Annotated in this window: 13 protein-coding genes and 1 pseudogene; 10 read left to right on the top strand and 4 right to left on the bottom strand. The window is 43.4% G+C overall.

Annotated elements, in window-relative coordinates; all coding sequences use genetic code 11:
- The first annotated feature begins 16 nt into the window (after positions 1–16).
- The 5 genes from ACFQ2J_RS05215 (at position 17) to ACFQ2J_RS05195 (ending at position 4,146) form a co-directional block, all read left to right on the top strand.
- Positions 17–595 (top strand): histidine phosphatase family protein, encoded by a 579-nt coding sequence (locus ACFQ2J_RS05215; RefSeq protein ID WP_386057217.1) that lies wholly within the window; start codon positions 17–19, stop codon positions 593–595.
- Positions 596–597: 2 nt separating this feature from the next.
- Positions 598–960, top strand: a complete 363-nt coding sequence (locus ACFQ2J_RS05210; protein ID WP_386057215.1) for a nuclear transport factor 2 family protein — start codon at positions 598–600, stop codon at positions 958–960.
- A 134-nt stretch (positions 961–1,094) separates the two neighbouring features.
- Entirely contained in the window at positions 1,095–3,125 is a 2,031-nt protein-coding gene (locus tag ACFQ2J_RS05205) for a catalase (RefSeq protein WP_386057213.1), read from the top strand.
- Positions 3,126–3,315: 190 nt separating this feature from the next.
- The gene (locus ACFQ2J_RS05200) at positions 3,316–3,705 is read left to right on the top strand and encodes a VOC family protein (protein WP_386057211.1); all 390 of its coding nucleotides are present in this window, start codon (positions 3,316–3,318) and stop codon (positions 3,703–3,705) included.
- Between the two features lie 15 nt (positions 3,706–3,720).
- The gene (locus ACFQ2J_RS05195) at positions 3,721–4,146 is read left to right on the top strand and encodes an NUDIX hydrolase (protein ID WP_386057209.1); all 426 of its coding nucleotides are present in this window, start codon (positions 3,721–3,723) and stop codon (positions 4,144–4,146) included.
- A gap of 123 nt (positions 4,147–4,269) precedes the next feature.
- On the opposite strand, the gene ACFQ2J_RS05190 is transcribed toward ACFQ2J_RS05195, so the two are convergent.
- Positions 4,270–5,580: a glutamine synthetase family protein gene (locus tag ACFQ2J_RS05190; RefSeq protein ID WP_386057207.1), complete on the bottom strand. Its 1,311-nt coding sequence runs from the start codon at positions 5,578–5,580 to the stop codon at positions 4,270–4,272.
- A gap of 345 nt (positions 5,581–5,925) precedes the next feature.
- Here ACFQ2J_RS05190 and ACFQ2J_RS05185 point away from each other — a divergent pair.
- Both ACFQ2J_RS05185 and ACFQ2J_RS05180 read left to right on the top strand, forming a co-directional pair.
- Positions 5,926–6,189 (top strand): annotated as a pseudogene (locus ACFQ2J_RS05185) (DnaJ family domain-containing protein); the annotation flags it as partial.
- 109 nt (positions 6,190–6,298) lie between these two features.
- Complete coding sequence (locus tag ACFQ2J_RS05180; protein ID WP_386057205.1) at positions 6,299–7,423, top strand: NAD(P)/FAD-dependent oxidoreductase; 1,125 nt, start codon at positions 6,299–6,301, stop codon at positions 7,421–7,423.
- Positions 7,424–7,606: 183 nt separating this feature from the next.
- Here ACFQ2J_RS05180 and ACFQ2J_RS05175 read toward each other — a convergent pair whose 3' ends face one another.
- The 3 genes from ACFQ2J_RS05175 to rnz form a co-directional block, all read right to left on the bottom strand.
- The gene (locus ACFQ2J_RS05175) at positions 7,607–8,461 is read right to left on the bottom strand and encodes an alpha/beta fold hydrolase (RefSeq protein ID WP_386057203.1); all 855 of its coding nucleotides are present in this window, start codon (positions 8,459–8,461) and stop codon (positions 7,607–7,609) included.
- A 311-nt stretch (positions 8,462–8,772) separates the two neighbouring features.
- Positions 8,773–10,143 (bottom strand): aldehyde dehydrogenase, encoded by a 1,371-nt coding sequence (locus ACFQ2J_RS05170; protein WP_386057201.1) that lies wholly within the window; start codon positions 10,141–10,143, stop codon positions 8,773–8,775.
- 2 nt (positions 10,144–10,145) lie between these two features.
- Entirely contained in the window at positions 10,146–11,078 is a 933-nt protein-coding gene (gene rnz, locus ACFQ2J_RS05165; protein WP_386057199.1) for a ribonuclease Z, read from the bottom strand.
- A 164-nt stretch (positions 11,079–11,242) separates the two neighbouring features.
- Here rnz and ACFQ2J_RS05160 point away from each other — a divergent pair, with 164 nt between their 5' ends.
- From ACFQ2J_RS05160 to ACFQ2J_RS05150, 3 genes are read left to right on the top strand one after another with little or no spacing between them, the layout of a single operon-like run.
- Entirely contained in the window at positions 11,243–11,428 is a 186-nt protein-coding gene (locus ACFQ2J_RS05160; protein ID WP_386057197.1) for a hypothetical protein, read from the top strand.
- A 39-nt stretch (positions 11,429–11,467) separates the two neighbouring features.
- A complete protein-coding gene (locus ACFQ2J_RS05155) occupies positions 11,468–11,656 on the top strand; it encodes a hypothetical protein (protein WP_386057195.1) in 189 nt (62 codons plus the stop codon).
- 15 nt (positions 11,657–11,671) lie between these two features.
- Positions 11,672–12,376 carry a hypothetical protein gene (locus tag ACFQ2J_RS05150; protein WP_386057193.1) on the top strand — a complete coding sequence of 235 codons (705 nt, stop codon included), beginning with the start codon at positions 11,672–11,674 and terminating at the stop codon, positions 12,374–12,376.
- Positions 12,377–12,418: the final 42 nt, after the last annotated feature.

Below are 12,418 nucleotides of genomic sequence, written 5' to 3'. Positions count from 1 at the left end.
GAGAGGGGATTAGCACATGGGGAAACTTATTTTGATTAAACATGCCATGCCGGCATTGTCTGAGCATACACCATCAAATCAATGGCAGCTTACTGAGGAAGGGCGTAAGCAGGCAAGGAGTTTAGGGGAAAAACTGAAAGATTACTCGTTTTTGAAAGTATATTCCAGTAAAGAACCGAAAGCAGTGGATACAGCCAAAGAAATCGCAGCAGCTTCAAGTGTGGAAGTTGAAGAAGTACATAACCTTCATGAACATGTTCGAGAGACGAACAGAATCATTTATCCAAGGAAAGAGTGGAGAGAAATCATTCAAAAGTTCTTCGATCATCCTTCTGAACTGATTTTTGGAGACGAAACTGCTGATCAAGCCAGGGAGCGCTTTTCGAAAGCTGTGAAGCAGGTTTTGGAAGGTCATCCCGATGAAGAAGATGTGATCGTCGTTACCCATGGTACGGTCATGACTTTGTTCATCACTCAGTTCAATGACTTGGACGCCTTTACGTTGTGGGATACGTTCGGTCTGCCTTCCTATGCTGAACTCGATCGCGAGAATCTTTCTCTAAGTGACATCGTCAATATGGAAGAGGTGAAATGAACATGACGGATTTAGAAAAAGTAAAGGCGCATTTGTATTCATTGGATGCGGTGTTGTTAGAAAGGGAAACGAGACGCTCCAGAGAAAAATTGGACGAGCTGCTTGCTGACGATTTTATCGAGGTCGGCAGTTCAGGATTGATGTTTGATAAAGCACATGTGCTCGAGAGGCTACCGACTGAGGAAGGACCGATCATGACGCTGACAGATTTTGATGCCAGACCTCTAGCGCAAGATGTGGCGCTTACCACCTATAAAGTATTCAACCCTTTGAAAGGGCAGCATTCATGGAGAAGTTCCATATGGAAGCTGGATGGCGAAGCATGGCGGATGACCTTCCACCAAGGTACGGTCACATCTGCATAATCCGTCAAAACCCCCGATATCTCATCGTAGATGTCGGGGGTTTTTTATAATTAGCATCGAATAATGTTTACGCATTTTTCCAATCGGGAAGAGCCTAACAAGCTTTTCATTACATATAAATAAGGAGGAAGACAATGAGTGATGAAAATAAGAAGAACGAACAGTTAGAGCAGTATCGCACGGATGATAAAGATAAAAAGCTGACCACGAACCAAGGTGTGAAGGTCTCAGAAGATGAATTCTCCCTAAAAGCCGGAGAACGAGGTCCGACGTTGATGGAGGATTTCCACTTCCGTGAAAAGATGACTCACTTCGACCATGAGCGTATTCCCGAACGTATCGTTCATGCCAGGGGATTCGCAGCGCATGGGGAATTCCAACCGTATGAATCAATGAAAGAATATACGAAAGCAGGATTTCTGCAGGACCCATCGAAGAAAACGCCGGTATTTGTACGTTTTTCTACAGTAGCAGGATCTAAAGGCTCTGCCGAAACAGTACGTGACGCCCGTGGGTTCGCTGCAAAATTCTATACTGAAGAAGGGAACTTCGATCTTGTGGGAAACAACATCCCTGTCTTCTTCATTCAGGATGCAATCAAGTTCCCGGATTTGGTCCATGCGGTCAAACCTGAACCGCATAACGAAATGCCTCAGGCGGCGACAGCGCACGATACATTCTGGGATTTCATTGCCAATAACCAGGAATCTGCACATATGGTAATGTGGGCGATGTCCGATCGTGCGATTCCGAGAAGTCTGCGTATGATGGAAGGCTTCGGAGTCCATACGTTCAGATTTGTCAATGAAGAAGGAAAGGCGCGATTCATCAAGTTCCACTGGAAACCTGTCCTTGGAACACATTCACTTGTTTGGGATGAAGCGCAGAAATTGAATGGTAAGGATCCTGATTTCCATCGTGGAGACCTATGGGAGTCCATTGAGAAAGGTGACTATCCTGAGTATGAACTCGGCGTACAAATCATCGAAGAAGAAGATGAATTCAAATTCGACTTCGATATCCTTGATCCGACGAAATTGTGGCCGGAAGAGGATGTACCTGTGAAATTGATCGGTAAAATGACGTTGAATCGAAATGTGGATAACGTTTTTGCTGAAACGGAACAAGCAGCGTTCCACCCTGGTCATGTCGTACCTGGAATCGATTTTTCCAATGACCCATTATTACAGGGGCGTTTATTCTCATACACTGACACTCAATTGATCCGTCTTGGTGGTCCGAACTTCCATGAGCTTCCGATCAATCGCCCTGTTTGTCCGTTCCATAACAATCAGCGTGATGGGTATGGTCGCCATACAATCAATAAAGGACAGGTCAGCTACCATAAAAATTCACTTGCGGAGAACACTCCTGAGCCAGCTACTGAAGCGGAAGGCGGCTACAAGCACTATCAGGAAAAAGTGGAAGGCCATAAAATCCGTGCCCGAAGTGAAAGCTTCAAAGATCACTTCTCCCAGGCGACGCTTTTCTGGAACAGTATGAGTGATCATGAAAAGGATCATATCATCCAGGCGATGAGTTTCGAACTTGGGAAAGTCGAAAGCGAATCTGTCCAGCAGCAAGTGGTGAATATGTTTGCCAATGTGAGCATGGATCTCGTCAAGCCTGTTGCAGAAGCTATCGGAGTTGACGTGCCTGAAGCGAAGGATTCCAATGTTACTAAATCTTCACCTGCATTGAGTCAGGCGAATACGAAGCATTCACCATCTACTCGTAAAGTCGGAGTGATTGTAAGTGAAGGCTTCAACGGGGAAGAGGTCGCCAACATTATTGAAGCGCTTAAGGCAGCCGATTTGCAGCCGGAATTCATCAGTAGCAGCTTAGGTAAAAGGAAAGGTACGGATGGTGTAGAAGTAACAGTGGATCATACGTTCCTTACGAGTGATTCTGTATTATTCGATGCACTGTATGTGGTTGGTGGAAATGATTTAGATAAGAAATTCAAGCAGGACACCTCTTACTTCCTGATTGAAGCATTCATGCACTTCAAGCCGATCGGAGCCACACATGAAGGAAAAGAGCTATTGGAAGATCACATGCATGGCAGCCCTGGTGTTGTCGCAGAAAGTGATTCCAAAACTTTCGTAAAAGGATTTGTCGAAGCTGTTGCGAAGCACCGTCACTGGGACAGGGAATTAGTATAAATTGTTTAAAGCACAATCCAATTATGGGTTGTGCTTTTTTGCACTTTAAGAAAGTTTAACTTTATTAAAGGAATAAAGTGCAAGAAAAATACTAAGGTATAAGTACTTTGCGACAAGCCAAGTTTTTCTAGCAGGTTTTTTTATACTCCTGGCGAAAGGGTATAGAGAGAATTGATAGGAGTGGATGATAATGAGTGGGTTTAAAGCAGTAAATCAAATCAATATTATGGTCAGTGATATCGTTCAATCAAGAAAATGGTATGAAAATCATATCGGATTAACAGTAAAGCATGATTACGATCAAACGGTAGTATTGCAGTTCCCTGAACCATCTCCTACATACGTCTGCTTGATTGAAGGTCCTGGCAGTTTTTCTCCTGAAAGGGTGGCTGGGACCTACCCTGTATTTGAAATCGATGAAATCCAGGCTGACCAATTGAAAGAATCACTCGTTTCGGAAGGTGTGGAAGTGGTAGAAGGTTCAAAGGGGCATTTCAAGTTCAAAGATCCTGATGGGAATGTTCTCGAAGCCTATCTTCCTGGACTGTATGAAGAACAGCGATTTGCCGGATTAAGGTAAATGGAGTTTTAAATGATGCGGATAATTGAAAAAGCTTATGGATATATAATTAGAATTCACAATCAGAAAAAACAGGTGCTCGTCTTTGAACACTTGAACCCATACGCAGGATTTCAAATTCCCAAAGGTACTGTAGAAGAAGGCGAGACTCCGCTACAGGCTGTCTTAAGAGAAATGGAAGAGGAAACTGGATTACAGGGTTTGAAGGTTGAAAATAAGATTGCGCAAGATGTTTGGAAGAATGACGATGGAGAAATGCATCATCGTCATTTTTATAAATTGACTTCTTCAGAAGACGTGGAAGATGAATGGATGATTAAACCTACTGGCGGAGGTGGAGAAGAAGGGGTGGTTTTCAAGTTCTTCTGGATTGAATCTTCTGAGGATGTAAAACTGGCTCGCGGCCATGGTGATTACCTGGACGATGTACTGTCTTATTAAAAGAAAAGAAGCTGCCATTTCCCACTGAGATGACAGCTTCTTTTTTGTGGTTTTACTCCCATTGAAAGTTCCAAACTCTTAATAAAAAAACCAGCCACCTGTGAAGGGGGCTGGTTAATGGTTTTATTTATTCATATACTGATCAATTTCCCACTTGCTGACCTGCAGCGAATATTCTTTCCATTCCGCTTCTTTCTGTTCAATATACTGAGCGGAAGTGTGCTCGCCGAGAGCCTTCATCAATATCTCGTCCCTTTTAAGGGCGTTGATCGCTTCTTTCAGGTTAGTTGGAAGCGTTGGGACTTCGTCGTCGGCTACTTCATAAAGGTTTCTTGTTTCTGGCTCACCAGGATCGATTTTGTTGCGGATACCCTCAAGACCTGCATGAACGACCGCTGCAAGCGTTAAGTATGGATTCGCAGTTGGATCCGGGTGACGCACTTCGAAACGTGTCCCTTTTCCTCGCGTGGTAGGAACGCGGATCATACAGCTACGGTTCGAATGGGACCATGCGACACTTACTGGTGCTTCATACCCCGGAACAAGTCGTTTATATGAATTGACACATGGGTTTGTAATAGCGGTGATACCGCTTGCGTGGTGAAGAATACCACCCATGAAGTATTTCATCGTTTGAGAAATATCGTCGTCTTCATTAGGGTCGAAGAATTCGCTGTCTCCATCCTTGAATAAGGATAGGTGGCAATGCATCCCGGAACCGTTCTCTCCTGCAATTGGTTTAGGCATGAATGTAGCATGATAATTGTGATTGGTAGCGACATTTTTGACGACGCTCTTGAATGTCTGGATATTGTCAGCCGCTTTCAGCATATCATCGAAACGGAAGTTGATCTCATGCTGACCCTTTGCAACTTCGTGGTGGGAAGCTTCCATTTCAAAGCCGAATTTCTTAAGTACACTCACAATGTCACGGCGCACTTTATCCCCTTTGTCGATAGGTGAAGCATCGAAATACCCAGCACGGTCATTCATCTTACGAATTGGGTAGCCTTCTTCATTCAATTTAAATAGGAAAAATTCTGGTTCTGGACCTACATTAACAGTGTAGCCCATATCTTTCGCTTCCTGCATTGCACGTTTCAAAATAAAACGAGGGTCTCCTTCAAATGGTTCTCCATCAGGTGTATAGATATCGCAGACAAATCGGGCGACACTATCTTCTTCCACTTCTTTCGGCATTACTTTGAAAGTGTCCAAATCAGGAACAAGATACATGTCACTTTCCTGAATATCGGAGAAACCGGAAATGGAAGAACTGTCGAACATAGCTTCGTTATCAAGTACGCTGTCAATCTCTTCGACAGGTAGTTCTACATTTTTTGTGTCCCCAAGCATATCGGTGAATTCCAAACGGATGAATTCAACTCCCTGATCAATAACTTCTTTTTTAATCGATTCTTTCGAATAGTCCATTAGTTTTTACCCTCACCTTTTTCTTTTTTGAGTTGCAATTACAATTCCATGTTAGGAAATATAACATAACATGTAACATATGACAACTCTTCTAACTTTAGATTACCCTTTTTTTCAACGATAAAACGACATTCTTCACAATTAGAGCATTGAGATTGTAGATAGGGAGGGGAATGAGGTCGATTTGTCGAATGTCAATTTATTAAAAGGGTCAGTCAAGGAGGGATGATAAAAATGAACAGAAAACGAAACAATGATAAATATGAAGAGTTCAATGAGCGAGTAGCATATAAAGATCATTTATCTTCCATAATTGAATCTGCAGAGAAATAGGGTGATTTCGATCATTTGCCTGGAAAGGGTAAGCCACTGATATTGGAAGAAAGCTATTTCAACAGCTATGAAAAACAATTGAACAAAACATTGAAAGATAACAACGTACTTCCTAAGTGGGTAAAATTGAGTAAAGAAATTGAGACATTGAAAAGCGAACTAGAAGCATCTGAAGGAAAAGACAGAAAGAAATTGGTGAAACAAATCAATAAGAAGATTAAAGAACACAATTTACAGTGCCCACCATCCATACAAAAGATGACAGTGGAAGAATAAACGCCCAAATTTGCTCAGCTCTCCTGCTTCCTTGGATTATACCGTTTGAGGAAGGGGGAATTGTCCTGTAAGATGGATATCAGATTCTAGTAGAAATAGGTGTGAATATATGACATACATCGTAGTAGGTGCCGGTATTCTTGGAGCATCCACCGCATACCGGCTAGCAAAAGCGGGAGAAAAAGTGATCGTCATCGATCGGGAGGAACCAGGGCAGGCGACGAATGCAGCGGCAGGCATCGTCTGTCCGTGGATTTCTCAAAGAAGGAATAAGAAATGGTACACGCTTGCCAAAAATGGTGCAAAATATTATCCATCCTTGATTGAAGAACTAAAAGAAGATGGAGAGAAAGATACTGGATATCAACAGGTTGGAGCGCTCAGCATTCATACGGATGTGAAGAAGCTTGAGCAGATGGAACAACGGGCAATGAAGCGCCGTGAAGATGCTCCAGAGATGGGGGAAATCACTCGTTTAAGTGCAGAAGATACTCGAAAATTGTTCCCTGCCTTAGCTGAAGATTATGAAGCAGTGCATGTAAGTGGCGCTGCCCGCGTGAATGGAGGGGCTCTGCAAAAGGCTTTGCTTCATGCATCAGTCAAGTATGGAGCAGAAGTAATTCACGGTAATGCGGCACTTGAATTTCATAATCACCATGTAACCGGTGTAAAAGTGGATGGTAACATCTTAAATGCTGACAAGGTCATCGTTACAGCGGGTGCATGGGCAAGTGAATTGCTCCGCCCTCTTGGTCTGGACTTTCAGGTAAGTGCTCAAAAAGCGCAAATCGTCCATTTGCAGCTGCCTGAAGCGGATACTTCTTCATGGCCGGTGGTCATGCCTCCTACAGACAAGTATCTACTGGCATTTGATGACGGAAAAATCATCGCAGGTGCCACAAGTGAAAATGATATGGGTTTTGATCGTCGCGTCACACCTGGCGGGCTACATGAAATTTTTAATAAGATTCTTACCATTGCACCTGGATTGTCAGAAGCTACGTTAGTGGATACAAAGGTTGGCTTTCGACCGTTTACACCTGGTTTTCTTCCGGTGTTCGGCTACGTTCCGGGTTATGAAGGAATCCTGGTGGCAAATGGCCTTGGTTCATCGGGGTTGACAGTGGGACCTTACCTAGGAGCGGAACTTGCAAAACTTGCAATGGGGAAAGAAACGGAAATCGATCCGCAGGTCTATGATGTCAGGGAAGCAATCGAAATAATCGACAATTGAAACGTACCACGTTAGAAAAACTTGGCTTATCGCCAAGTAATTATGGCGAAAGCCTTAGTGTTTTCTTATACTTTATTCCTTTAAAAAAGATAAACTTTCTTAAAGTATAAAAAAAGCTGTGTGACGCAGAGACCTTGTCACACAGCTTTTTGTTTATAGTATTGTTCGCAGTTATAGCAGTTTTCAGTTGTTCGCTTTAATATTCCATAGAAACGCTGCAAGGACTTTATCGATACCTGTATGCTCATGCAGCCCGGAGTGGGTCGCTGCAGGATCCTTGAAAATCTTTTCGTGGTATCGCTCTGACGGTACGATATCCTCAATACCTATAGCACTGTCCAAACTGACCAGACCGTCCCCAAGTTTAACGTCCTTTGTGACTACGCCAGCGATGGTGAGGACTTCTATATGTTCAGGGAAAGCGTCTTTCCTTTTCAGCATACTTTCCAGTGCATCGGAACCTGGCTTCAGATCAACAGTGGCTTCCCCATAATTATAAGAGAAATAGTCTTCCCGTTCGATCCCTTTGAATGGACTGCCCATTACTACGAGTTTTTCCACTCTTGGATAATCAGATCGATCACTTTCAAGTAAGAAATTCGTTGAAGCAAGCCCTCCCATGGAATGACCTACAAGATTCACTTGTTCGATTCCGTATTTATGGCGTAGGCTATGCATGACTTTCTTCATCCATAGGGTCTGATCGGCAATACTTGCGCGATTATTTTCAAAGACAATCTGTACGAATGGGTTTTTATCATCGAGGATTCTCCCTATATATTGAAGGGAACCATCCTCTGAAACGCGGATCATCAGCTGTTTCATTCCGATACGGTCATTTTGGAATCTTCGCAGCATTGTATTGAAGGAGCCGGTACCGCCTTTGTATCCATGGACAAATACTGTCGGGGTAACCTTCCCATTATCTTTGGAGCTGGTTGGGGTACTGTTCGTGAAGAATACCGCAAGACTGAAGAATAGAGATGCGGTCAGCAGGACGATCCAGCTTTTTTGTTTCGATTTAAAGACGGTGGCCATCAAACTTCCTCCTGATGTATTATGCTATCTTCATCTTAATATATATTTTCTGATTATTGAACCGTTTATTGCTATTTTGTTACAAAAGTAACAGTTTGATGACAGGCCTATTTTGAAAAAAGTGTCGACCATTGATTTGTCAAAGAGGTTTGATTTTTTGTTGAATAACTGAACGGTTTTGTTGAATAACTACGCAAATTTGTATAAATAACTGCTCGTTTAGTGCAATATCGCTCACTTTTTGTGTTCAATCGCCGTCTTTAATCAACCACTCCAATAAAAAAGGTACCCGATTGAAGGGTACCTGCACATTATTTGAAAAGCTTACGTACAAATTTCAGGCCAAGCTTCGAGCCTGGATAGCGGAATCCGTAATCGAATTTCGTTGTTTGCTCGGTAATGCTTTTCCTGTGACTGAATGTATCAAAGCTGGATTCCCCGTGATAGGCTCCCATCCCACTGTTTCCAACTCCTCCGAATGGAAGGTGAGGATTGAGAATGTGATAAAGCGTGTCATTGATGCAGCCGCCGCCGAAAGACAGTTCATCGATGATCTGCTGCTGCTTCTTTTCCTTTTCTCCGAAATAGTAGAGTGCCAAAGGTTTTTCCTGCATTTTCACCTGTTCGACCGCTTCGTCCAGTGTGCGGAATGTCAGTATAGGAAGAATGGGACCGAAAATTTCTTCCTGCATGACCGGGTCATTCCAATCGATTTCATCCAGTAAGGTAGGGGCGATGATTCGTTGAACACGATCGGTAGTGCCACCATGGACGACTTTCCCGTTATCGAGGAAATTCTCCAAACGGTCAAAGTGACGGGCGGATACGATATGAGTGTAGTCCTTGTTCGCTAGTGGATCTTTTCCAAACATGGATATGATGTGCTTTTGCATTTTCTTTAAGAGCTTTTGCTTCACATCTTCATGGACGAATAAATAATCCGGAGCGATACATGTCTGTCCAGCATTGACGAATTTCCCCCAAACGATTCGCTTTGCTGCCAGATCGATTTTTGCATCGTTGTCTACGATAGCAGGGCTCTTTCCGCCGAGTTCCAAAGTTACAGGTGTAAGGTGTCTGCTGGCTTTCTCCATGACGATCCTTCCTACAGGGACACTACCGGTGAAGAAGATGTAATCAAAGCGTTGGTCAAGCAGTGCTTCGCTGACCTCTTTATCTCCTTCGATCACAACGAAATAGTCGGGTGGGAATGCCTCAGCAACCATTTTACGAAGGATGGCAGAAACATGCGGTGTCCATTCAGATGGTTTAAGAACGATGGTATTCCCGGCGGAAATGGCACCGATGACCGGCGCGAGGGCCAGATTGATCGGATAGTTCCATGGAGCGATGACGAGTACCGTGCCGTATGGTTCCTTGACGATATAGTTCTTTGAACCTTTATGTGTAAGCGGCGTTTTTACTTTGATTGGATCCATCCAATCTTTCAATTGCTTCAAGTGGTCGTTAATTTCCTTGTAGAGGATGCCGATTTCGGAAGCGTATGCCTCATATTCGGACTTGTTCAAATCTGTTTTCAATGCTCGGATCAGTTCATTTTCATAGCTTTGAAGTGTCTGCTTCAACGTTTCCAACTGCTGCTTTCTGAAATCGTAGCTCTTTGTATTACCTGCTTGAAAATAGTTGCGCTGTGCAGCTATTTGATTTGAAATTTCGTCCATAATCAATCTCCTTCCATTTTTCTGACTGGATGGCGATAAAAATCGCTTGCAATGAACGTGCGAGGGAAAATTTCCTTTGCCTCTTCCAGCATGTCATCGACCGCCTCATTTTGGTACCTAGAAGATATATGATTGAGAATCAATTCTCCGACTTCTGCTTGTTCAGCGATTCTAGCAGCCTGTGTTGCTGTGGAATGATAATAATCGTATGCCAGTTGTTCGTCTTTCCCTGCGAATGTAGCTTCATGAATGAGAATGTCCGCTCCTCGGATTTTTCCTGCAAGGGATTCGATATATCTCGTGTCACCGAGGATGGCCAGTTTTTTTCCCCTTTTTGGTGGGCCGATATAATCTTCCCGATGAATAACTCTTCCATCTTCAAGGGTAATGGATTCATTTTCTTTTATCTTTTGGTAAATGGGGCCCGGCATAATTCCTTCTGATTTCAGTTTTACAGGCATCAATTCACCAGGGAGGTCCTTTTCTTCAAGGATGTATCCATAGCTTTCAAGTCCATGTTCCAAGGCAATCGCTTCTACTTTTATGATTTCGTCTTCATAGATGCAGCCTTCCTGCACCTCTATGACCTTGAGAGGGTAAGTGAGCTTTGTTCCACTGATCTCGAGGCTGATATCGATATAAGCTTTCAACCCTTTCGGACCATAGACCGTGCAGGGCGTCTCGCCCCCCTGGAAGGAGCGGCTGCTCAACAACCCCGGTAAGCCGTATGTATGATCTCCGTGAAGGTGGGTGATGAATATTTTTTCGATTCGTCTTGGGCGGATGTTCGTTCGCAGTATCTGGTGCTGGGTGGACTCACCACAGTCGAACAACCAGGTGGCTTGTCTTTCCTGTAGCATTTGCAAGGCTAAGGAAGATACATTGCGTTTTTTTGATGGGACGCCTGATCCAGTTCCTAGAAATATGAGTTCCATATGATCTTCCTCCTCTATATGCATTTTACCACTCTACCACTTGGTTCACACCTGTAAGCCATCTTTCATTCTTTGGAAAAATTCTGATAATTACGGTATCTATGAAACATTTTATGATTTAAAATCGTATATAAAGGAAGTAGATGTATAAAGGAGGAATCAGGATGTGGATACTGTTAGGGTTAATAGGTGTTTTTATGCTGCCACTCCTATGGATATTCCTGAAAGACTCGTTGGGGATGAACAGCAACAAATTCTATGGAGATGACCTTAATAAGAAACATAGCGCAGACTCTAAAGCACAGAGGGAAGCGAGACGCATGATCAATAATTATAATCGTACGAATTGAAACGGTTCGAATAATTAGTATGTTGTCGGAGGTGATTACATGGAGGTGCTTGTGTTTTTAATAGTGATCATCGGTGCTGCCTTCGCTGATTATTTCTGGTTTGATGTGAATCGCAGTCGGTGGGGTTGGATGAAAGGGTGGCGTCGTCGTACGAGGCTGTTCGTTTCAATTGGATTAATCATGATTATGGCTCTGATCTACATAGGGCTGGGTGCAGAGTATCTTTAAGTGAGAGGTGTAATGATGAAGCTGTTCCAATCTGTAATTCCTTATACACAGTTGAATTTCCAAACAAATAAAGTCAGTACACCCTTTGGTACGATGTGTTTTCCTCTTATTCTTGAAGGAAACGCGGTAACCGATAAAGCGGAAAAGGCAGCTTATATGCTTGATAGCGGTGCAACGGTTCTGAGCTACGAAGGGGAGACTTACACTGCAGAGCTTCTTATTGGTGAAGTTCTTGGGAATTTTCAAAATAACATAGAAGTGGATGTCATGATTGCGGCAGTGTGGCGCGTCAGGGTGAATCAACAGACAAATGAATGTACATTTAAAGCTTTCCTAGAGCCGGGGGATTGCGATGATTTTTCCTGTGGACCTGATAGTGGAGAAAACCTTGAATCACTTCAGTTCATCAATGATGCTTATATGATGAATCTTGGTACAGAGGACGGAGCTTCTTTACTTTCCCGGGCGACAAATGGTGGAGGTATGCCTGCAGCATTTTCTACTCGTTATCCATTTGAGCAATGCTATGACTATGTTGATATCGTCAAATATGATCGTTATGGGCTGACCTTGCCATTGAGCTCGATCCAGTCGGGGGAAATGTGTCAGGCGCACTTCGTACTTGCATTGAAAGAAGGCGTAGATGAGGAAGATGCTTCTACTTGGATCGCGGTGGATCGCAAGGGTGAAGACCTGCTGGCTGAACACGGGATATCCTAGTGTGAAAAAACTGAGTATGTTCAAGAGCGGGTTCGGCTATGG

This window comes from Thalassobacillus hwangdonensis (assembly GCF_042675915.1).
In the GTDB taxonomy this organism is placed as follows: Bacteria; Bacillota; Bacilli; order Bacillales; family Halobacillaceae; genus Thalassobacillus_A; species Thalassobacillus_A hwangdonensis.
The sequence above is the reverse complement of the archived record's forward strand: the minus strand, read 5'-3'. Positions and strand labels throughout refer to the sequence as shown.

Bases quoted from the DNA above. Each gene is read 5' to 3' on its own strand.
- ACFQ2J_RS05215 (WP_386057217.1), top strand. From the start codon at position 17: ATGGGGAAACTTATTTTGATTAAACATGCCATGCCGGCATTGTCTGAG.
- ACFQ2J_RS05210 (WP_386057215.1), top strand. From the start codon at position 598: ATGACGGATTTAGAAAAAGTAAAGGCGCATTTGTATTCATTGGATGCG.
- ACFQ2J_RS05205 (WP_386057213.1), top strand. From the start codon at position 1,095: ATGAGTGATGAAAATAAGAAGAACGAACAGTTAGAGCAGTATCGCACG.
- ACFQ2J_RS05200 (WP_386057211.1), top strand. From the start codon at position 3,316: ATGAGTGGGTTTAAAGCAGTAAATCAAATCAATATTATGGTCAGTGAT.
- ACFQ2J_RS05195 (WP_386057209.1), top strand. From the start codon at position 3,721: ATGCGGATAATTGAAAAAGCTTATGGATATATAATTAGAATTCACAAT.
- ACFQ2J_RS05190 (WP_386057207.1), bottom strand. From the start codon at position 5,580: ATGGACTATTCGAAAGAATCGATTAAAAAAGAAGTTATTGATCAGGGA.
- ACFQ2J_RS05180 (WP_386057205.1), top strand. From the start codon at position 6,299: ATGACATACATCGTAGTAGGTGCCGGTATTCTTGGAGCATCCACCGCA.
- ACFQ2J_RS05175 (WP_386057203.1), bottom strand. From the start codon at position 8,461: ATGGCCACCGTCTTTAAATCGAAACAAAAAAGCTGGATCGTCCTGCTG.
- ACFQ2J_RS05170 (WP_386057201.1), bottom strand. From the start codon at position 10,143: ATGGACGAAATTTCAAATCAAATAGCTGCACAGCGCAACTATTTTCAA.
- rnz (WP_386057199.1), bottom strand. From the start codon at position 11,078: ATGGAACTCATATTTCTAGGAACTGGATCAGGCGTCCCATCAAAAAAA.
- ACFQ2J_RS05160 (WP_386057197.1), top strand. From the start codon at position 11,243: ATGTGGATACTGTTAGGGTTAATAGGTGTTTTTATGCTGCCACTCCTA.
- ACFQ2J_RS05155 (WP_386057195.1), top strand. From the start codon at position 11,468: ATGGAGGTGCTTGTGTTTTTAATAGTGATCATCGGTGCTGCCTTCGCT.
- ACFQ2J_RS05150 (WP_386057193.1), top strand. From the start codon at position 11,672: ATGAAGCTGTTCCAATCTGTAATTCCTTATACACAGTTGAATTTCCAA.